18 protein-coding genes are annotated in these 20,416 nt (G+C 73.2%); 10 read left to right on the forward strand and 8 right to left on the reverse strand.

What is annotated here, in order from left to right; translation table 11 throughout:
- Nucleotides 1-1,647 (reverse strand): HtaA domain-containing protein (locus tag BU197_RS21090; protein WP_188269862.1); only part of this gene is annotated, 1,647 nt, incomplete at its 3' end.
- Between the two features lie 66 nt (nt 1,648-1,713).
- Nucleotides 1,714-3,171 carry an HtaA domain-containing protein gene (locus BU197_RS21095; protein ID WP_188269863.1) on the reverse strand — a complete coding sequence of 486 codons (1,458 nt, stop codon included), beginning with the start codon at nt 3,169-3,171 and terminating at the stop codon, nt 1,714-1,716.
- 126 nt (nt 3,172-3,297) lie between these two features.
- On the opposite strand from BU197_RS21095, the gene BU197_RS21100 reads away from it, so the two are divergent.
- The 7 genes from BU197_RS21100 (at nt 3,298) to BU197_RS21130 (ending at nt 10,944) form a co-directional block, all read left to right on the forward strand.
- A complete protein-coding gene (locus tag BU197_RS21100) occupies nt 3,298-4,314 on the forward strand; it encodes a hemin ABC transporter substrate-binding protein (RefSeq protein ID WP_317452308.1) in 1,017 nt (338 codons plus the stop codon).
- 83 nt (nt 4,315-4,397) lie between these two features.
- Complete coding sequence (locus tag BU197_RS21105) at nt 4,398-5,498, forward strand: iron ABC transporter permease (RefSeq protein ID WP_188269876.1); 1,101 nt, start codon at nt 4,398-4,400, stop codon at nt 5,496-5,498.
- On the forward strand, nt 5,495-6,400 hold the full coding sequence (locus BU197_RS21110) for a heme ABC transporter ATP-binding protein (RefSeq protein WP_188269865.1): 906 nt from the start codon (nt 5,495-5,497) through the stop codon (nt 6,398-6,400). The genes BU197_RS21105 and BU197_RS21110 overlap by 4 nt, the downstream gene beginning before the upstream one ends.
- A gap of 162 nt (nt 6,401-6,562) precedes the next feature.
- The gene (efeO, locus tag BU197_RS21115; protein WP_188269866.1) at nt 6,563-7,717 is read left to right on the forward strand and encodes an iron uptake system protein EfeO; all 1,155 of its coding nucleotides are present in this window, start codon (nt 6,563-6,565) and stop codon (nt 7,715-7,717) included.
- Between the two features lie 45 nt (nt 7,718-7,762).
- Nucleotides 7,763-9,037: an iron uptake transporter deferrochelatase/peroxidase subunit gene (gene efeB / locus BU197_RS21120; protein WP_188269867.1), complete on the forward strand. Its 1,275-nt coding sequence runs from the start codon at nt 7,763-7,765 to the stop codon at nt 9,035-9,037.
- Nucleotides 9,038-9,065: 28 nt separating this feature from the next.
- Entirely contained in the window at nt 9,066-9,947 is an 882-nt protein-coding gene (efeU, locus tag BU197_RS21125) for an iron uptake transporter permease EfeU (protein ID WP_188269868.1), read from the forward strand.
- Nucleotides 9,904-10,944 carry a hypothetical protein gene (locus BU197_RS21130; protein ID WP_223183870.1) on the forward strand — a complete coding sequence of 347 codons (1,041 nt, stop codon included), beginning with the start codon at nt 9,904-9,906 and terminating at the stop codon, nt 10,942-10,944. Before efeU ends, BU197_RS21130 begins: the two co-directional genes overlap by 44 nt.
- Before the next feature lie 101 nt (nt 10,945-11,045).
- Here the strand turns inward: BU197_RS21130 and BU197_RS21135 are convergent, their stop codons facing one another.
- Nucleotides 11,046-11,810 carry a bifunctional DNA primase/polymerase gene (locus tag BU197_RS21135; protein ID WP_188269869.1) on the reverse strand — a complete coding sequence of 255 codons (765 nt, stop codon included), beginning with the start codon at nt 11,808-11,810 and terminating at the stop codon, nt 11,046-11,048.
- A 104-nt stretch (nt 11,811-11,914) separates the two neighbouring features.
- On the reverse strand, nt 11,915-12,553 hold the full coding sequence (locus BU197_RS21140) for a TetR/AcrR family transcriptional regulator (protein WP_188269870.1): 639 nt from the start codon (nt 12,551-12,553) through the stop codon (nt 11,915-11,917).
- Nucleotides 12,554-12,969: 416 nt separating this feature from the next.
- Here BU197_RS21140 and ddaH point away from each other — a divergent pair, with 416 nt between their 5' ends.
- Nucleotides 12,970-13,800: a dimethylargininase gene (ddaH, locus tag BU197_RS21145; RefSeq protein WP_411158510.1), complete on the forward strand. Its 831-nt coding sequence runs from the start codon at nt 12,970-12,972 to the stop codon at nt 13,798-13,800.
- Between the two features lie 7 nt (nt 13,801-13,807).
- On the opposite strand, the gene BU197_RS21150 is transcribed toward ddaH, so the two are convergent.
- From BU197_RS21150 to BU197_RS21160, 3 genes are all read right to left on the reverse strand, one after another.
- The gene (locus tag BU197_RS21150; protein ID WP_188269871.1) at nt 13,808-14,791 is read right to left on the reverse strand and encodes a small ribosomal subunit Rsm22 family protein; all 984 of its coding nucleotides are present in this window, start codon (nt 14,789-14,791) and stop codon (nt 13,808-13,810) included.
- Nucleotides 14,792-14,814: 23 nt separating this feature from the next.
- Nucleotides 14,815-15,279, reverse strand: a complete 465-nt coding sequence (locus tag BU197_RS21155; protein WP_188269872.1) for a hemerythrin domain-containing protein — start codon at nt 15,277-15,279, stop codon at nt 14,815-14,817.
- A gap of 86 nt (nt 15,280-15,365) precedes the next feature.
- Nucleotides 15,366-16,760: a multidrug effflux MFS transporter gene (locus BU197_RS21160; RefSeq protein WP_188269879.1), complete on the reverse strand. Its 1,395-nt coding sequence runs from the start codon at nt 16,758-16,760 to the stop codon at nt 15,366-15,368.
- 83 nt (nt 16,761-16,843) lie between these two features.
- Here BU197_RS21160 and BU197_RS21165 point away from each other — a divergent pair, with 83 nt between their 5' ends.
- A complete protein-coding gene (locus BU197_RS21165) occupies nt 16,844-17,848 on the forward strand; it encodes a Gfo/Idh/MocA family protein (RefSeq protein WP_188269873.1) in 1,005 nt (334 codons plus the stop codon).
- Here the strand turns inward: BU197_RS21165 and BU197_RS21170 are convergent.
- Nucleotides 17,835-19,475: an alkaline phosphatase D family protein gene (locus BU197_RS21170; RefSeq protein ID WP_188269874.1), complete on the reverse strand. Its 1,641-nt coding sequence runs from the start codon at nt 19,473-19,475 to the stop codon at nt 17,835-17,837. The genes BU197_RS21165 and BU197_RS21170 overlap by 14 nt on opposite strands.
- Nucleotides 19,476-19,611: 136 nt before the next feature.
- On the opposite strand from BU197_RS21170, the gene BU197_RS21175 reads away from it, so the two are divergent.
- Nucleotides 19,612-20,355 carry an SDR family oxidoreductase gene (locus BU197_RS21175; protein ID WP_188269875.1) on the forward strand — a complete coding sequence of 248 codons (744 nt, stop codon included), beginning with the start codon at nt 19,612-19,614 and terminating at the stop codon, nt 20,353-20,355.
- Nucleotides 20,356-20,416: the final 61 nt, after the last annotated feature.

Genomic DNA, 20,416 nt, shown 5'->3' on the forward strand with positions numbered 1-20,416 from the left:
GCTGCCGCCACCCACGCTGCCGCCGCCGACGCTGCCCGCGCCGCCGGTGGAGGCGCCACCGTCAGCGGAGCCCCCGGTGCCGCCGGAGCCGTCCGAGCCGCCCGTGCCGGTGCCGCCGGAGGTCCCGGGCAGCACCGCGTCCTTGTCGAGCGCGACCGTCAGGGTCAGCGGGTCCATCTCGGTACCGGCCGGGTAGCCGCCCTGGCCGCCCGGGGCGGTGAAGGTCGCCGAACCGGCCGCCGTCAGCTTCACGGGGACGTTCGCGAGGGTGACGAGCCCGTCCTTGGCGGTCCAGTCGGCCCGGGAGAGGTCGAGGTCGCCGAAGGCCACGTCACTGGCGGTGCCCTGGGCGGAGGTGACGTCGGCGGTGAGGGTGCCGGTGGTGCCGGAGGCCTTCACCTTGAGGTCGCCGATGGTCCAGTCGATGCCGTGGGAGTCGCAGGAGAAGGCGACCTTCCCGGCGAACGCGGCGTCGAGCTTGCGGGCGTCGGCGTCGAGATCGGCCTTGACGAAGCCGAAGTCGTAGGCGTCGCCGTGGTGCTCGGCGCCGTCGGACGCGGTGATCTTGCCGCCGCAGATCTGGCCGACGTACCGCTGCCAGCTCTCCTTCACACCCCAGGTGAGCTTGGCGTTGACCGGAGCGGGCGTCTCGGTGGCGGTGGGCTCGGTGGTGGGGGTGGTGGAGGGGCCGGTGGTCGGGCCGGTGGTGGGGCCCGTGGTGGGCTCGGTCGTCGGGCCGGTCGTCGGGCCGGTGGTGGGCTCGGTCGTCGGACCGGTCGTCGGCTCCGTCGTCGGACCCGTGGTGGGCTCCGTCGTCGGACCGGTCGTCGGCTCCGTGGTCGGACCCGTGGTGGGCTCCGTGGTCGGGCCGGTCGTCGGCTCCGTCGTCGGACCCGTGGTGGGCTCGGTCGTCGGACCGGTCGTCGGCTCCGTCGTCGGGCCGGTCGTCGGCTCCGTGGTCGGGTCCGGCGTGGGTGCCGTCGTCGGCGGGGTCGTCGGGCGGCCGCCCACCTTCACCGTGAGGGTCGCCGCGTCGAGCGCGTCGCCCTCCTTGTAGAAGCCCGCGAAGGCCGCCGCGCCGTCCTTCGTCAGCTTCGCCGGGATGTCCTTGAACACCATGGCGCCGCCCGCGCCCTGACCGGGCTTGACGCCGGTCATGTCGAGCGCGGCGAAGACGATGTCGTCCCGGGTGCTGTAGGAGCCGTCCTTCTCCCTGGTGACGACGTCGGCGGTGATCTCGCCGGTCGGCGCGGCGGAGCCCTTGGTGGAGAGCCGGACGTCCGAGATGCGGATGTCCAGGGCGCCCTCGTGCGCCTCGAAGCGCACCCCGCCCTTGAAGGAGTTGGCCGTGCCGTGCGTCGTCATGTCGTACGTGCCGGTGCCCTCCACGAAGGTGAAGACGCCGTTGCCGTCGGCCTGCCGGGCGCCGCCCTCCACGGTGGTCTTGCCGTGCGAGAAGGGCTGTGCGAGGTACGAGCGGAACGACTGCTTGATGCCCCAGTCCAGGGTGCCGTCGACCAGCGACATCGGCGGCGTGCTGTCGGCGGCCGCGGCGGGCAGGGCGAGGGCGACGGCGCCCGCGCCCAGAGCGGCGGCCGTGGCGACGGCGGCGGCCAGGGAGACGGAACGGCGCAGGGGGATGGCCATGACGGGTTTCTCCTAGAACGGATGCGGAGCGCGACGGGGGTGCGCGGAAGCGGAAGTGAGGGAGGGTCAGGCGGCGGGGGTTCCGGCGCCGGAACGGCGACGGCGCACGGCGGTGAACACGGCGGCGACGGCGACGAGCAGCACGCCTCCGCCGATCGCGAGGTACGTGCCCGCGGAGGGGCCGGAGTCCTGGGCGGACGCGACCGGGGCCGGGTCCGCGGGGGCGGTCGGCGCGGAGGTGGCGGCCGACGGGGTGGCGGCCGGGGTGGTGGGCGCGCTGCCGAGGTCGGGGAGGGCCGGCAGGGCGGCCTTGGCGTCGACGGCGACGGCGAGGGAGACCGGGTCCATCTCGGTGCCCGCCTTGTACATCCCGCCGAAGGCCTTGGCGCCGCCCTCGGTGAGGGTGGCGGGGGCCTCGGTGACGACGGCGAGGCCGTTCTTCGGGGTGAGGTCGCGGGCGGCGAAGGTGACGAGGGGGACGCCCTTGTCGGTCTTCCCGGCGCTGGTGACGTCGGCGCTGAGGGTGCCGGTGCCGCCGGAGACCTTCACCGCGACCTTGCCGAGGGTGAGGTCGAGATGGGCGCCGGTGAAGCGGACACTGCCCGCGAACGCGGCGTCGAGGGTGCCCTTGGCCGGGTCGTACGCACCCTTGCCCGAGGGGAAGCGGAAGAGCGCGCCGCCGTCCTGGGCGCCGTCGGCGAGGGCCCATTCGCCCTGCGAGACCGCGCCCGTGACGTACTCGCGGAAGGTGCGGCGGACACCCCAGTCGACGACGGCGGTGTGCAGACCGCCGGTGGCCGAGGCGGTCGCGGACGGCTTGGCGGTCGCCGTGGCGTCCGTCGTGGCGGAGGGCTTGGCCGGGGTGGCGGCGGGCGGGGTGGCGGCCGGTGCCTGCCGCGGGGTGTTGACGTCGACGGTGAGGCTGATCGGGTCGAGCGCGGTACCGGCCGGGTAGTAGCCGGCGAAGGCCGTGGCGCCCTGCGCGGTGAGGGTGGCGGGCACGCCGGTGAGGCTGAGGGGGCTGCCGCCGCCGCGCATGTCGATGCCGCCGACGTTCAGGGTGGCGATCGGCACGCCGGAGGTGACGGTCATCCGGCCGCTGCCCTTGGCCTTGCTCGCCATGTCGGCGTAGAGGGTGCCCTGTCCGCCGGAGACGCGGACGCGGGGGCGGCTGACGGTGAGGTCGAGTTCGTTGCCGCCGTCGGCCTTGGGGTGGCCGGTGAAGTGGACGCCGCCGGAGAAGGCGGCCTCGAAGGCTCCGGTGGCGGGGTCGTAGGAGCCCTGCGCGGAGTGGAAGCGGAACTGGCCGCCGCCGACCGTGGCGGCTCCGCCGGTGAGCCCCCAACTTCCCTGGGCGACGGGCCCGGTGACGTAACTCAGGAAGGAGGAGCGGATGCCCCAGTCGAGCCGCCCGCCCTGCACCGTGCGGCTCTCCGCATGGGCGGCGGTGGCCGGGACCAGGGCGGCGAGCAGGGCCGTGAACAGGGTCACGGCGAGCACGCGGGCGGATCTGGGCAGCGGCATGGGACCCCTCCGAGGTATGGATACTCAGGTAAGGCTAACCTAAACTACGTTCGGCTCAAGGGGCGCACCCCCCGGCAGAGCCGATCCCAGGCAGAACGAAGCGGAACGAAGACAGGACGGTGTCCGGTGCGCAGAACTCGCCTCGCGGGAGCACTGACGGCAGTGCTCGCGCTCGCCCTCGCGGCGACCGGCTGCGGTGGAGGGGGCAGCAACGCAAGCGGGGACGGAGCGGGAAACGGAGCCCCCGTGTCCGCCCCGGGGCCCGACCGGATCGAACCGCTCGCCGCCCCGGCCGCGCCCCGACTGCCCGTCACCGTCCCCTCCGCCGACGGGCGCCGGGTCACCGTGACCTCCACCGAGCGGGTCGTCCCGCTCACCGGTTCCCTCAGCGAGATCGTCTTCACCCTCGGGCTCGGCGACCGGGTCGTCGCCCGGGACGTCACCGCCACCTTCGAACAGGCGGAGAAGCTGCCGGTGGTGACCCGGGCCCACGATGTCTCCGCCGAGAGCGTGCTCTCGCTCCGGCCCACCCTGGTGCTCGCCGAGACCACCACGGGACCGGCCGAGGCCATCGCCCAGATCCGGGACGCGGGCGTCCCGCTCGTCGTGGTCGCCCCGCCCAAGAGCCTCGCGGACGTCGGGCCCCGGATCGGCGCGGTCGCCGCCGCCCTCGGCGTACCCGGCTCCGGGGACGCCCTCGAACGGCGCACCCAGGAGCGGATCGACGCGGTGAAGAAGGGGATCCCGGCGCACGCGGAGAAGCCCCGGGTGGCGTTCCTCTACGTCCGGGGCTCGGCCGCCGTCTATCTGCTCGGCGGGGCCGAGTCCGGCGCGAGTTCCCTCCTGGAGGCGGCCGGAGCCGTCGACGCGGGCAAGGAGTCCGGCCTCACCAAGGACTTCACCCCGATCACCAGCGAAGCCCTGGCGAAAGCCGCGCCCGACGCGATCCTCGTCATGAGCAAGGGACTCGCGTCCGTCGAGGGCGTGGACGGTCTGGTCCGCATCCCCGGTGTCACCGAGACCCCGGCGGGCGCGTCCCGGCGGGTCGTCACCGTCGACGACGGCGTCCTCCTCAACTACGGCCCGCGCACCGACCGGGTACTGAAGTCCCTGGTCGACCAGTTGTACGGGGAGGGCAAGTGACCACGCTCCCCGACGCCCCGCCCACCCCCGCCCCGGCCACCCCCGCCCCGGCCACGCCCGAACCGCCCGCGACCGGACAAGCCCTGCCGGAGACGGCGGAGACGACCGAGACAGCGGAGAAACCGGCACCGGCCGCCCCCGAGCCCCGGCCCGCCCCCCGCCGCACCGGCTTCCTCCTGACCGTCGGCCTCCTCGGCGTCCTGCTGCTGCTCGCCCTCCTCTCCGCCGGGATCGGCGCGTACGAGATCCCGCTCGGCGACGTCCTCGCCTCGGTCCAGCACCGGATCGGGCTCGGCGGGCACGCCCTCGACCGCACGGCCGAGAGCGTCCTGTGGAACATCCGGCTCCCCCGGGTCGTCCTCGCCCTCCTCGTCGGCGCCTCCCTCGGCTGCGCGGGCGCCCTCATGCAAGGCGTCTTCGGCAATCCGCTGGCCGAGCCCGGCGTCATCGGCATCTCCTCCGGCGCCGCCGTGGGCGCGGTCGGCGCCATCGCCCTCGGGCTCACCTTCCTCGGCAACTGGACGGTGCCGTTCTGCGCCTTCGTCGCGGGTCTGGTGACCGTCCTCCTGGTGTACGCGCTCTCCCGCTCCGACGGGCGTACGGAGGTGGTGACGCTGATCCTCACCGGCATCGCCGTCAACGCCTTCGCGGGCGCGCTCATCGGCCTCTTCCTCTTCTTCGCCGACAACGCGCAGGTCACCCAGATCACCTTCTGGCAGCTCGGCTCGCTCGCCCAGGCCACCTGGCCCAAGGTCCTCGCCGTCCTGCCGTGCGCGCTCGCCGGTCTGGCCGTCGCCCCCTTCTACGCCCGCAGGCTCGACCTCCTCGCGCTCGGCGAGCGGCCCGCCCGGCACCTCGGCGTGGACGTGGAGCGGCTGCGGATCGCGCTGATCCTCGTGGTGGCGCTGCTCACTGCGGCGGCGGTCGCGGTGGCGGGCGTCATCACCTTCGTCGGACTGCTCGTCCCGCATCTGCTGCGGATGGCGAACGGCCCCGGCCACCGCTTCCTCATCCCGGGCAGCGCGCTCGGCGGGGCAGTCGTGCTCGCCGGGGGCGACCTCGCGGCCCGGACGATCGCCGCTCCGGCGGAACTTCCCCTGGGCGTCCTCACCGCCCTCATCGGCAGCCCGTTCTTCTTCTGGCTGCTGCGCAGGACCCGTCGCAGGCAAGGTGGTTGGGCATGACATCGGCACTTCTGCGCGCGCTGCTCCCGGACCGGCGCCCGCGCTCGCTCCCCTCCCCCGCCGCGCCCGGCGAGGTGGTCGCCGAGGCCGTCGGGCTCCGGGTGGCCCTCGGGCACCGGACGGTGCTCGACGGGGTCGACGTCCGGGTGCGGGCCGGTGAGGTCCTGGCCCTGGTGGGGCCCAACGGCGCCGGGAAGTCGACGCTGCTGGCCGCGCTCGCCGCCGACCTCGCCCCCACCTCGGGCGAGATACGGATCGGGGGCCGGTCCGTGGACGCCTGGTCGCCCGGTGAACTGGCCCTGCGCCGCTCGGTGCTGCCGCAGGCGGCGGCGCTCGCCTTCCCCTTCCCCGTCGGCGACGTGGTGCGGATGGGCAGGGCGCCGTGGGCGGGCACCGAGCGGGAGGCGGAGGACGAGACGGCCATCGCCGCCGCGATGGCGGCGACCGAGGTCGAGCGGTTCGCCGCACGCCCCTTCTCGGCGCTCTCCGGCGGCGAGCGGGCCCGGGTCGCCCTGGCCCGGGTGCTGGCCCAGCGGACCGGGCTGCTGCTGCTCGACGAGCCGACGGCCGCCCTGGACCTGCGCCATCAGGAGCTGGTGCTGCGGATCTGCCGGGAGCGTGCGGCGGCCGGGGACGCGGTGGTGGTGGTGCTGCACGATCTCGGGCTCGCGGCGGCGTACGCGGACCGGATCGGAGTGCTGCACGGGGGCCGGATCGCGGCCGACGGGCCGCCATCGGAGGTGCTGGACGCGGAGGTTCTCTCCCGGGTCTACCGGCAGCCGGTGGAGGTCTTCCCGCACCCGGCGACGGGCGCGCCCCTGGTCGTACCGAAGCGGGCTCCCCATACATCCGGGCCGAATGAGTCGAATACGGACAAGGAAGAGCAATCCCGCCCTTCTTGACTGGTCCTTGACCATCCCATGGGGACTCCGTGGGAGCTTCGTGATCCCTTCGTATCCGGCCCGCCCGAGCTGAGAGGTGAATCACTGGACGGACGGGTATGGCTCAGGTAAGCCTCGGTTAAGTTAGGTTCGCCTCAGCCGTCCCTCGTTCCTGGAGTCCCCATGCGAGCCGTCCGTCTCTCCGTCGTCACCGCCGCCGCGACCGCGGCGACTCTGGCCGCCGTCACGGGCTGCGCCGAGAAGAGCGACGGCAAGGCGGCCGACGGCACGATCACCGTCATCGCCAAGGACGACTCCTGCGAGGTCTCCGCCAAGGAGTTCCCCGCCGGGCACGTGAAGCTGGCCGTCGAGAACCGCGGCTCCAAGATCACCGAGGTGTACGTCCTCTTCCCGGACGCCCGCATCGTCACCGAGCGCGAGAACATCGGCCCCGGCACCAAGGCCAGCCTGACCGCCGAGATCAAGGCCGGCGACTACGAGATCGCCTGCAAGCCCGGCATGAAGGGCGAGGGCATCCGCCAGCAGGTCAAGGCCACCGGCGCCGCCACCGGCCCCCAGCGCTCCCCCGAGATGGACGCCGCCGTCTCCGCCTACCGCCAGTACGTCGAGGCCCAGGCAGAGGCGACCCTGCCCAAGGTGAAGGTCTTCACCGACGCCGTCCGCGCCGGTGACGTCGAGGCCGCGAAGAAGGCGTACGCCGAGTCCCGGATCGGCTGGGAGCGCACCGAGCCCGTCGCCGAGTCCTTCGGCGACATCGACCCCAAGGTCGACGTCCGCGAGGACGGCCTTGAGGACGGCCAGGACCCGGCCAAGGACTGGACCGGCTGGCACCGCCTGGAGAAGTCCCTCTGGCACGACAAGAAGATCGGCGCCGCCGAGAAGACCCTCGCCGACACCCTCGACAAGGACCTCGCCGACTGGGTGAAGCGGGTCGGCAAGGCCGAGATCACCCCGACCTCCATGGCCAACGGCGCCAAGGAACTCCTGGACGAGGTCGCCAGCGGCAAGGTCACCGGCGAGGAGGAGCGCTACTCGCACACCGACCTCGTCGACTTCAAGGCGAACGTCGAGGGCGCGCAGAAGTCCTTCGACCTGCTCAAGCCGGTCGCCTCGAAGAACGACCCGAAGCTCGTCGCCGAACTCGACAAGCAGTTCGCCGCGCTGAACACCCTTCTCGACAAGTACCGCGCCGACAAGAACGGCTACGTCTTCACCTCGTACGACAAGGTCGGCAAGGCCGAGCGCAAGGAGCTGTCCGACGGCGTCAACGCCCTCGCCGAGCCGCTCTCCAAGCTCGCCGCCGCCGTCGTCAAGTAGTCGCAGCCAAGCAGCCACCGGATCACCAGGGAACGGGATACGGACATGTCCGAGGAGAACCGGCAGAGCCCGGAGGGCGGGGCCGCCTCGCCCTCCCGCCGTACGGTCATGGGCTGGGGCGGCGCCGGGCTCGCGCTCGGTGCCGTCGCGGCGGGCGGGGCCGTCGCCCTGGTCAACGCCGGGGACGACACCCCGGTACCGGTCGCCGACAGCGGCTCCGCCGTCCCGTTCCACGGCCCGCACCAGGCGGGCATCGCCACCGCCGTCCAGGACCGGCTGCACTTCGCCGCCTTCGACGTGACGACGAAGGACCGCGACGAGCTGATCCAGCTCCTCAAGGACTGGACCCGGGCCGCCGAGCGGATCACGGCCGGTGCCGAGGTCGGCGACGGCGCCTACGGCGGCCTTCCGGAGGCGCCGCCGGACGACACCGGCGAGGCCCTCGGCCTCAAGGCCTCCCGGCTCACCCTCACCATCGGCTTCGGCCCCTCGCTCTTCGACGGCCGCTTCGGCCTGAAGGACCGGCGGCCCGACGCGCTGGTCGACCTGCCCCGGTTCCCCGGCGACAACCTCGACCCGGCGCGCAGCGGCGGCGACCTCTGCGTCCAGGCCTGCGCCGACGACCCGCAGGTCGCCGTGCACGCCATCCGCAACCTGGCCAGGATCGGCTTCGGCAAGGTCGCCGTCCGCTGGTCCCAGCTGGGCTTCGGCAAGACGTCCTCGACGACCCCCGACGCCCAGACCCCCCGCAACCTCTTCGGCTTCAAGGACGGCACCCGCAACATCGCGGGCACCGAGACCGACCGCCTCGACCGGCACGTCTGGGTCTCCGGCAAGGACGCCCAGGGCCCGGCCGCCTGGCTGGACGGCGGCTCCTACCTGGTCGCCCGGCGCATCCGGATGCACATCGAGACCTGGGACCGGGCTCCGCTCGCCGAGCAGGAGGACGTCTTCGGCCGCGACAAGCGCGAGGGCGCGGCCCCCGGCAAGGCCAAGGAGCACGACGAGCCGTTCCTGAAGGCGATGAAGCCGGACTCCCACGTCCGGCTCGCGCACCCCGACAGCAACGCCGGGGCGACGATCCTGCGCCGGGGCTACTCCTTCACGGACGGCACCGACGGCCTCGGGCGCCTGGACGCGGGCCTGTTCTTCCTGGCGTACCAGAAGGACGTCAGAACCGGTTTCATCCCCGTGCAGACCTCGCTGGCCCGCGCGGACGCCCTCAACGAATACATCCAGCACGTGGGTTCGGCGCTGTTCGCGATCCCGCCGGGCGTCCGGGACAAGGACGACTGGTGGGGCCGGGCGCTGTTCTCCTGACGGAGCCTGAAGGAGAAGGAGCACCGACGTGTTCGGTAACTATCTGATCGGCCTGCGCGAAGGCCTTGAGGCCAGCCTGGTCGTCTGCATCCTCATCGCGTACCTGGTGAAGACCGGGAACAGGGGCGCCCTGAAGCCGATCTGGATCGGCATCGGCGTGGCCGTCGGTGTCGCCCTCGCCTTCGGCGCGGGTCTGGAGTTCGGCTCCCAGGAGCTGACCTTCGAGGCGCAGGAGCTGCTCGGCGGTTCCCTGTCGATCGTCGCGGTCATCCTGGTGACCTGCATGGTCTTCTGGATGCGGCGCACGGCCCGGCACCTCAAGACGGAGCTGCACGGAAGGCTGGACTCGGCCCTCCAGATGGGCACCGGCGCGCTGGTCGCCACCGCCTTCCTCGCGGTGGGCCGCGAGGGTCTGGAGACGGCGCTCTTCGTGTGGGCCTCGGTCCGGGCGTCCTCGGACGGCACGTACGCCCCGCTGACCGGCGTCCTCCTCGGTCTGCTCACGGCGGTGCTGCTCGGCTGGCTGTTCTACCGGGGCGCGCTCCGGATCAACCTGGCGAAGTTCTTCACCTGGACCGGCGGGATGCTGGTCGTGGTGGCGGCGGGCGTGCTCGCGTACGGCGTCCACGACCTCCAGGAGGCCGGTTTCCTGCCCGGTCTGACGAACAAGGCCTTCGACATCTCGGCGACGATCCCGCCGGACAGCTGGTACGGCACCCTCCTCAAGGGCGTGTTCAACTTCCAGCCGGACCCGACGGTCCTTCAGGTCACGGTGTGGGCGCTGTATCTGGTCCCGACCCTCGCGCTGTTCCTGGCCCCGATAGGGTCGGTTCCGTCCGCGTGGGTGAAGAGGCAGAAGGCGACCGATGAGCAGGCTGAGGCTGAGGTCAGCACCGGTACGAACGCGTAGCCGGGCGTCGGCACGGCGGTCCGCCAGGCTCCTGGGAGCGGCGGCGACCGCCGTCGCCCTGGCACTCACGGCGGGCGGCTGCGTCACCGTCCACGGCGAGCAGGCACTGCTGCCCCCGGCCACGGAGTCGGAGGCGGCGGCGGCGCTCGCCGACTTCACCGCGGCCTACAACCGCGCCGACAAGGCGAACGACCCGGCTCTGGACGCGAGCCGGGTCACCGGTCCGCTCGGGGAGATCAACCAGGCGGGGCTGCGCTCACGGGCCGCCGAGCACCCTGGCGGCAATCCGGCCCACCGGCCCCTCGAACTGACCGACGCGCGGTTCACCCTGCCCCGGAAGGCGGGCTGGCCGCGCTGGTTCCTCGCGGACACCGACCCGAACACGGACACCGGCCAGGGCCCCGGCGACCAGCGCTGGCTGCTGCTCTTCCTGCGGAGCGGGCCCCAGGAGCCGTGGGAGGCGGCGCATCTGGTGATCCTCACCCCCTCCCAGGTGCCCGAGTTCGCCGAGGAGCAGGGGTACGCGGTGCCCGTCGCGGCGGACACCGACACCCTCGCGGTCGCGCCCGGGAAGCTGGGCGAGGAGTACGTCTCGTATCTCAAGGAGGGGCGCCCGGGGCCGTTCGCTGCGGGGCCGCACACCACCCTGTGGCGGGAGCAGCGGCGGAAGGGCGCCAGCCGTCCGGGGCTCGTCACCCAGTACGTGGACCGGGTGACGGACCGGGGCGACTTCGCGCCCTTCGCGCTGCGGACGAGGGACGGCGGCGCGTTCGTCTTCTTCTCCACCCGCTCCTACGAGCGCCAGACGGCGGCGCCGGGCTACCGGCCGAAGGTCGACCCCGGTGTCAAGGCGCTGCTGACCGGCGAGGTGAGGAACACCGTGACCAAGGAGTGGGTCACCGACCAGGTGGCCCTGGTGAAGCCGGCGGGCGCGGACGAGGACGCCGTCACGGTCCTGGCCCGCCTCCAGGGAGTGGTGGCGGCACAGGGCTCGTAGCGGCGCCGGAACGATCCGCCAGAGGCTCGCGGACGGGCACTCGACGGATCGGGGCGGGTGTCGACGGATCCGGGAAGGTCCGGGCTCAGCGGGTCAGCGGGTCAGCGGGTCAGGGGCCAGGCGATCTCGTGGGCCTGGCCGCCGTCGCTCTCCGCCGCGTGCCGGGCGCAGGCGTCCTGGAGGGTCTCCAGGAGGTTCAGCGGGTCGGGCAGTGGATGCTCGGGGCCCCGGACCCAGGAGACGACCGGCTGCGCGTCCTCGTCACCGGGGAGGCGGGCCGGGGGGACGAGCACATAGCTGCCCCGGCAGTGCCAGCGGAGCCCCGGGTGCTCGTCCATGGTCTCCGGGTGGCAGTCCAGCTCGCAGGGCCACCACTCGTCCTCGTCCTCGGGGGTGCCCCGGGTCGCGGTGAAGAAGAGCATCCGGCCGCCGACCGGGTCGATGTCGGCGGACTCGGCGACCGGCCCGACCTCGACGCCTTCGGCGAGCAGCCGTTCCAGGGCGGCCCGTCCCGCGGCGAGCGGCACGTCGAGGACGTCGTGGACCATGCCGGTGGCGGTGATGAAGTTCGCCTCGGGCTCGTTCCTGGCCCAGCGCTCGATCTGGGCGCGGTCGGTGGTCGACTGCGTCTGCCAGGCGAAGGAGACGGGGTGGCGGGCGGGGGTGGGACAGCCGATCCGCTCGCAGGAACAGCTGTAGCCCACGGGGTACGCGGCGGGGGCCAGGGGCAGCCCGGCGGCGGCGACGGCCAGGAGCAGTTTCTCGCGCGCGTTCTCGTCCTCGGCCGCGGTGCGTTTGGGGCGCCTGCGCAGCCATTGTGCGAGTCTGCTCTCCGTGCCGCGATTGCGGCCGATGCCGTCGCCCATCTATCCCCTCACACCTCTATGCTCGCCCGTTCGGCTCTGCCCATGGTCCCACCATCCTGCGCTCCGGGTGACCGGAGTGGGGAACCGGGGTGAGGTGAAACGCGTCAGTGGCCCGTCGCGGGTCCGTTCCTCGTCCCGAGTCCGCGCAGGGCGAGGTCGACGAGGCTGTCGGCGTAGGCGTGGGTCAGCGGCAGGGTGCGGTGGAGCCAGCGGTGGTGGAGCGGGCCGACGAGCAGTTCGCAGGCGGTACGGGGATCGACGCCGGGGTCGATGTCACCGGCGGCCTGCGCGGCCTCGATCCGGCGCACGTAGAAGCCGAGCTGCGGTTCGAGCAGGGCTTCCGTGAAGCGGGCGCCGAGTTCGGGGTCGACGATGCCCTCGGCGGCGAGGGCGCGGGTGGGGCCGTCGAACGTGGGGTCGTTCAGCTCGTCGACGGTGGCGCGCAGGACGTACCGGAGGTCGGCGGCGAGGTCCCCGGTGTCGGGGATCTCGCTGTCGGCGTCGCCGCCGAGGCCCTCATTGGCGCGGGCGGCGAGATCGAGGAAGGCGTCGAGGAGGACGGCCGCCTTGGAGGGCCACCAGCGGTAGATGGTCTGCTTGCCGACGCCCGCGCGGGCGGCGATGCCCTCGATGGTGGTCTTCGCGTAGCCGTTCTCGGTGACGAGACCGAGGGCGGCGTCGAAGATCGCACGCCGGGAGCGCTCACTGCGGCGGGAGGCGTCGGGGGCCTTGGGCTCGGGCATGGCGGCCAATGTAGCAGCGGGCGAGACGAGACGTCTCGCATGGTGGCGACGGCTGGTCCGCGGGGCGCTGCCCGGCGGCTGGTTCTCGGGGCGCTGCGGTGCGGTCTTCCTGACGCTGCGGGGGTGGCCTTCCCGGCGCTACGGAGGGGCTTTACCCGCGCCACGGAGACGGCCTCCCTGGCGCTACGGAGGTGGCCTTGCCGACGTCACGGAGACGGCCTCCCTGACGCTACGGGCGCGACCCCTCCGGCGCTACGGGCGCGGCCTCCCCGGCGCTACAGGGGCCGCCCGGGGCGAACCACCCGAACGGTCCACAGCGCGTCGGGCGTCGAGGGCGGACCATGGGTCCACCACCGCGACGGGGCCCATGTGACGCGGGCCCGTCCGTCCCTCCGTCCGCCCGTGAGGAGCCCTCCTTGCGCACCACTCCGCGCGTGTCCTCGCCCCGTCGCTATCTGATGTGCCCACCCGCGCACTTCTCGGTGACGTACTCCATCAACCCGTGGATGGACCCCACGAAACCGGTCGATCCGCCGCTCGCCCTCGCCCAGTGGGAGGACCTGCGCGACCGCTATCTGGCGCTCGGCCACACCGTCGACCTGCTCACCCCCGATCCCGCGCTGCCGGACATGGTCTTCGCGGCGAACGGCGCCACGGTCGTCGGGGGCCGGGTGCTCGGTGCCCGGTTCGCCCACCCGGAGCGCGCCGAGGAGGCCGCCCGGCACCTGTCCTGGTTCCGCGCGAACGGCTGGGCGGACGAGGCCGTACGGGCACCGGAGCACGTCAACGAGGGCGAGGGGGACTTCGCCGTCACCGCCTCCTGGATCCTGGCCGGGCGCGGCTTCCGGTCCAGCCCGCTCGCCCGCGACGAGGCGCAGGAGTTCTTCCGGCGTCCGGTGATCGGCCTGGAGCTGGTGGACCCGCGCTACTACCACCTGGACACGGCGCTGTGCGTCCTGGACGACGCGGCGGACGAGATCATGTACTACCCGGACGCGTTCTCGCCGGAGAGCCGCGCGGTGCTCGCGAGGCTGTTCCCCGACGCGCTGCTCGCGGGCGCCGGGGACGCGGCGGCCCTCGGGCTCAACGCGGTGAGCGACGGCCGTCACGTCCTGCTGCCGCAGACGGCGGTGGGTCTCTTCGAGCCGCTGCGGCGGCGTGGTTTCGAGCCCCTCGGCATGGACCTGGGCGAACTCCTCAAGGGCGGCGGCAGTGTGAAGTGCTGCACCCAGGAGCTGCGCCCGTAGGCCCCGTCTAGGCCGTCTCCTCCGGCGGCCAGGCATCGCCCCACTCGGCGTCACGGGCCTGCTTGTAGAGGGGGCCGTGGCGCTTGGTGACCGTCTCGCGGGCGAGGCCGTCCGGGCCGCACAGGTCGAACTGGACCAGGCCCTTGCGGATCTGCGGCCTGCGGGTGATCCGGGAGGCGGCGGGCGTCACGGGGAGGCGGGTCGCGGCCACGTAGGCGTACTTCTCGTCCTCGTACGGCAGGGAGCCGCCCTTGACCTTCCGGTGCAGCGAGGAGCGGCTCACCCGGGCCGCGAAGTGGCACCAGTCGGCGCCGGGCTCGATGGGGCAGGTCCCGCTGTGCGGGCAGGGCGCGGCGACGGTGAACCCGGCGTCGACGAGGAGGGTCCGGGCCGCGATGATCCGCTCGTAGCCGTCGGGGGTGCCGGGCTCGACGACCACGACCGTCCCGGCGGCCCGCGCCGCCTCGGCGACCAGGGCGGTCCGGTCGGCGGGGGTCAGCTCCTTGAGGACGTACGAGACGGTGACGAGGTCGGTGTCCGCGAGCCGGAGGGCACCGCCGATCCTGGCCGTGCGCCACTCGGCGTCCAGGGTCCCGGCGGCGAGTTCGCGGCCGAGGGCGAGGGCGGGCTCGGCCCAGTCGAGGACGGTGGTGCGGGGCGGTCGCTCCCCCCAGGCCTCGGCGACGGCCCAGCTCGCCGCGCCGGTGCCGCCGCCGACGTCGGTGTGGGTACGGGGCTCCCAGTCGGGCGCCGCCGCGCGCAGGGCGCGGAGGGCGCCGCGTACCGCCTCGAAGGTCGCCGGCATCCGGTAGGCGGCGTACGCGGCGACGTCGGAGCGGTCGCGGAGCACGGGGGCGTCCGTCGGGGTGGTGCCCCGGTAGTTGGCGATCAGCCGCTCGACGGCCTGGGTGGCCCGCTGGGGCGGAAGGCCGTCGAGGAGCCCGGCGAGGGCGGCGCGCAGGGAGTCGGCGGAGGCGGGTGAGACGTTCACCGAGACAGTCTAGGTCGTGGGTCTCACCGGGGCTCCCGGCCGGAGTGGACCGAGCGCCAGGCCGCGAAGGAGCGGTCCCACTGGTCGCCGGTGAGTTCCGTGAGGGAGGCCGGGAAGAGGCCGTCCTCCTCCTTGGCGATGTGCTCGTGCAGTTCGTCGACGGCGCGGACGAAGGCGTCCCGCTGCGTCTCCTGGTCGAGATCGAGGGCGTCGAGGAAGGCGGCGAGTTCCCGGTGTTCGCGCACCAGGGCGTCGACGTACGCCGTGTACTCCTCGTTCTCGCCCATGACCGCGAAAAGGCCCCGCTCCTCCCCCGCCCAGTGCGACCGCAGTTCGACGGTCATACGGGCGGCGAGGGTCCGGGCGCGGTCGCGGTCACCGGCCCGCAGGGCGCGCACGGCGTCCCCCGCGAGGTCGGTGACCGTCTCGTGCTCGGCGATGAACTCCTTGATCAGCGGGATCTCACGGCACCCGCAGTAGTGGCACACATCCGGTCCTCTCGCCGTCCGTTCGTCCGTCCGTCCGTGCCACGGATCGTGACACCGGGGACGCGGCGGGACCGGGAGGACACGGCCTAGAGGCCGGTCTTCGTCCGGTTCGCCTGCCAGGGGCGGCACAGGCCGAGGAAGGCGGCGAGGGCGAGGGCGGCGCAGGAGAGCTGGACGACGGCCATCGGGACGGCGGTCTGCTCGCCCGCGATGCCGACGAGCGGCGAGGCGACCGCGCCGACGAGGAAGGAGGTGGTGCCGAGCAGGGCCGAGGCCGATCCGGCGGCGTGCGGGGTGCGCATCAGGGCCTGGGCGTTGGTGTTGGGCATGGCGAGGCCCATCGCCGACATGAGGACGAAGAGCCCGGCGGCGATCGGCACGAGCCCGAGGTCGCCGAAGACGCCGCTGGTCATCAGGTACAGGGCGAAGGCGGCGAGCAGGATGACGCCGAGGCCGACGCCGAGCACCTTGTCCAGGCTGACGCGTCCGACGAGCAGTTTGCCGTTGATCTGGCCGACGGCGACGAGACCGATGGAGTTGAGGCCGAAGAGGAGACTGAAGGTCTGCGGGGAGGCTCCGTAGATCTCCTGTACGACGAACGGCGAGGCCGAGATGTAGGCGAAGAGCGCCGCGAAGGCGAGGCCGCCGGTCAGCGTGTAGCCGGTGAAGACGCGGTCGCCGAGGAGGCCCTTCATGGTGCGCAGGGCCTGGCCCACGCCGCCCTCGTGCCTGCGGTCGGCGGGCAGTGTCTCGCCGAGGAAGCGCCAGACGACCACGGTGAGGAGGATGCCGATCACGGTGAGGACGTGGAAGACGCCCCGCCAGTCGGTGATCCGCAGGATCTGCCCGCCGATGAGGGGGGCGACGACCGGGGCGACACCGGAGATCAGCATGAGGGTGGAGAAGAACCGGGCCATCTCCACGCCGTCGTAGAGGTCGCGGACGACGGCGCGGGCGATGACGATGCCGGCGGCGCCCGCGAGGCCCTGGAGGAGCCGGAAGCCGATGAGGAGTCCGGCGGTGGGCGCGAGGGCGCAGAAGGCGGTGGCGAGGACGTAGACGATCATGCCGATGAGCAGCGGGCGGCGGCGCCCCCACTTGTCGCTCATGGGGCCGACGACGAGCTGGCCGAGTGCCATGCCCGCGAGGCAGGCGGTGAGGGTGAGCTGGATGGTGGTGGCGGGGGCGCTCAGGGCTCCGGTGACCTCCGGCAGGGCCGGGAGGTACATGTCCATGGAGAGCGGGGGGAGGGCGGTGAGCCCGCCCAGGACGAGGGTGACGAGCAGCCCGGTCCGCCGGGCTGCGGGTCCGCCGGTCGGGGTGGCGCCGCCGCCTGCCGGGGTGGCGGGGTCTCCGCTGCCCGGGGTGGTGTCGCGGCCGGCCGGGGCGGGGTCGCTCCGGGGTGCCGCAGGGGTGTCACTCCCCGTGACCGGGGAGGTGGTTATGTGTCCTGACGTGGCCTTCCGGCCGCTCTCCGGCATCGACAACTCCATCTCGTTGAATCCTTGCCTATGCTCTCAGCTCGACCGGGATGGTCGGGAACTCTGTGGAACGGGTGGGGTACATGGGGAAGAAGGTGCGCTGGGGAATCCTGGCGACGGGTGGCATCGCGGAGCGGTTCACCACCGACCTGCTGACGCTGGACGAAGCGGAGGTCGTCGCCGTGGCCTCCCGCGGCGAGGCGTCGGCGCGGTCCTTCGCCGACCGGTTCGGCATCCCCCGGGCGTACGGCGGCTGGGACGGGCTCTTCGCGGACGAGGACGTCGACGTCGTCTACGTGGCCACCCCGCATCACGCGCACCGGGAGGCGGCGGGCCGCGCCCTGGAGGCGGGCAAGGCCGTGCTGTGCGAGAAGGCTCTCACGCTCGACGCCCGCGAGGCGGCGGAGCTGGTCGCGCTCGCCCGGGACCGGGGCCTCTTCCTGATGGAGGCCATGTGGATGTACTGCCATCCGCTGATCCGCCGCATCGCGGAGCTGGTGCGCGGCGGGGCGATCGGCGAGATCAGGACCGTCCAGGCGGACTTCGGGCTCGCGGGTCCCTTCGCGCCGGACCACCGGCTCCGGGACCCGGCGATGGGCGGCGGGGCGCTGCTCGACCTCGGGGTGTACCCGGTGTCGTTCGCGCAGCTGCTCCTGGGAGAGCCGGACACGGTCCACGCGCACGCGCTGCTCTCCCCCGAGGGCGTCGACTTGAACACGGGCATGCTGCTGGGCTGGACGGAGAGCGGCGCGTCGGCGCTGCTCTCCTGCTCGATCGTGGCCGACACCCCGCAGACGGCCTCGGTGACGGGCACCCGGGGCCGGATCGACGTGCCGCGTGGGTTCTTCTACCCGGAGCGCTTCACCTTGCACCGGGACGGCCACGAGCCGGAGGAGTACGCGTCGGACGTCGACCCGCACTCCCTCCGGCACGAGGCGGTCGAGGTGATGCGCTGTCTGCGGGCGGGAGCCGCCGAGTCCCCGCTCGTCCCGCTCGAAGGATCGCTCGCGGTGATGCGGACGCTCGACGCGGTACGGGACCGCGTCGGCGTCCGCTACCCGGGGGAGGACCGGGTCACGCGGGCTTGAGACCCGGCCGGCCCGCCTCCGTGACGTAGGACGCGACCGTGGTCACGGGGGCGCCCGGGGTCGTCACGTACGGCACCGTACGGAAGTCGGCGCGGGCCGAGTTCTCGCCGAGGGCGACCGTCACATAGCCGCGCCGTCCGTTGTAGAACTTCAGGTGCGGGTTGGCCTCCATGATCCGGGCGTAGTTGGAGGGGTGGTCGGAGCCGTTCTTGCCGCTGGTGATCGAGGTGGTGACGATCTCGGTGCCGACGGTCCGTGAGCCGGGGTCGCGGAAGTCGGCCTTGAGGTCGATGGCGTAGCTGACGTGGACGTCCCCGGTGAGCACCATCAGGTTCTTCACCCCGGCCGACCGGGCGCCGTCGAGGATCCGCTGTCGGGAGGCCGGGTAGCCGTCCCAGGAGTCCATGGAGAGCGTGAAGTCGGCGGTGGGGCGGTCCCGGCGCTCGGCGAAGACGACCTGCTGGGGCAGGACGTTCCAGCGGGCCCGCGAGTGCCGCCAGCCGTCGATCAGCCAGCGCTCCTGGGCGGCGCCGGTCAGGGTGCGCGACGGGTCCTCCGACTCGGGGCCAGGGACCTGCCAGCCGTCGCCGTACGCCTGGTCGGAGCGGTACTGGCGGGTGTCGAGGATGTCGAACTGGGCGAGCCGTCCGAAGGTCAGCCGCCGGTAGAGCTTCATGTCGGGGCCGGTGGGCCGCTGGGGGGCGCGCAGCGGCTGGTGTTCCCAGTAGGCGCGGTAGGCGGCGGCGCGGCGGAGCAGGAACTCCTCCGGCGGGACGTCGTTCTCGGGGATGTCGCCCGCGTAGTTGTTCTCGGTCTCGTGGTCGTCCCAGGTGACGACGAAGGGGTGTGCGGCGTGCGCGGCGCGCAGGTCGGGGTCCGACTTGTAGAGGGCGTAGCGCAGCCGGTAGTCCTCCAGAGTGACCGTCTCGCGGTTGAGGACGGCGGGGAGGGTGCGGTCGGTGTAGGCGCGGGCGCCGCCGGTGGCGTTGACGGCGTACTCGTAGAGGTAGTCGCCGAGGTGGAAGACGACGTCGACGTCCTCCTGGGCGAGGTGGCGGTAGGCCGTGAAGTAGCCCTCGTAGTAGGCCTGGCAGGAGACGGCGGCGAGCTTCAGGGCGCTGGTGCGGGCCTGTGCGGCGGGGGCGGTGCGGGTGCGGCCGACCGGACTGGTCCAGTCTCCGACACGGAAGCGGTAGTAGAACACGTGGCCGGGGTCGAGGTGTTGCACCTCGACGTGGACCGTGTGCCGGAACTCCGGGTGCGCGGTGGCGGTTCCGCGCCGGACGTTCCGGGTGAACCGCTCGTCGCGGGCGAGTTCCCACTGGACGGTGACCCGGTTGGCGGGGAGCCCGCCGTCGGGCTCGAAGAGGCGGGGTGCGAGCCGGGTCCAGAGCAGTACGGAGCCGGGCAGCGGGTCGCCGGAGGCCACGCCGAGGGTGAACGGGTTCTCGGCGACGCGGCGTCCGTCGAGTTCGGCCGCCGCGGCGGCGCCGGACGCGGGCAGTTGGGTGGCGAAGGCGAGCGCCGCGGCGGCTCCGGTGCCGGTGAGGAACCGGCGGCGGGCGAAGTGCCGGGCGGCGGCGCGGAGTTCCTCGGAGTGCGCGGATGTGTCGTGTGCCTGGGTCATGTAACCCTCCCCGATGCGGATGCTGTCCATCCATCATTCGAGGGGGACGGGGCGACTTCTCGCTTTCGGGAATAGAACATCCACGTGGCGGAACAATGAGTTCATCGGACTAAGCGTTCGCGTACGCTGCGCGCCCATGGACATCGCAGTGGTGACGGGAGCGGGTTCGGGGATCGGCCGGAGCGTGGCACTGGCCCTGGCCTCGGCGGGTTGGTCGGTGGCGCTCGCGGGGCGCCGGGCCGAGGCCCTGGAGGAGACGGCCTCGGCGGCTCCTGACGGCGACTTCCTGGTGGTGCCGACGGACGTGACCTCGCCGGAGCGGGTCGCGGCGCTCTTCGCGGCGGTACGGGGCCGGTTCGGGCGCGTGGACCTCCTCTTCAACAACGCCGGTACGTTCGCGGGCGGCGGGGTCCCCGTCGAGGACCTCGCCCCGGAGACCTGGCGGGCGGCCGTCGACGTCAACCTGACGGGCGCGTTCCTCTGCGCCCAGGCCGCCTTCCGCGCCATGAAGGAACAGGACCCGCAGGGCGGCCGGATCATCAACAACGGCTCGGTCTCGGCGCACGCGCCGCGCCCGCACTCGGTCGCGTACACGGCGACGAAGCACGCGCTCACGGGCCTCACCAAGTCCCTGTCGCTGGACGGGCGTCCGTACCGGATCGCCTGCGGCCAGCTGGACATCGGCAACGCGGCGACGGAGATGACGGCCCGGATGGGCACCGGCATCCGCCAGGCGGACGGCCGTCTGGCGGCGGAGCCCCTGATGGACGCGGCGGACGTGGCGAGGACGGTGGTGCACATGGCGTCCCTGCCGCTGGAGGCGAACGTGCAGTTCGCGACGGTGATGGCTACGGGGATGCCGTATATCGGGCGGGGGTAGGCAGGTGGCGGGGGTGGGAGACGGGCCGCCTGCCCCTCCCCTCCCCCCCCCCCCCCCCCCC

Source organism: Streptomyces sp. CBMA291 (assembly GCF_014596525.1).
Classification (GTDB): Bacteria; Actinomycetota; Actinomycetes; order Streptomycetales; family Streptomycetaceae; genus Streptomyces.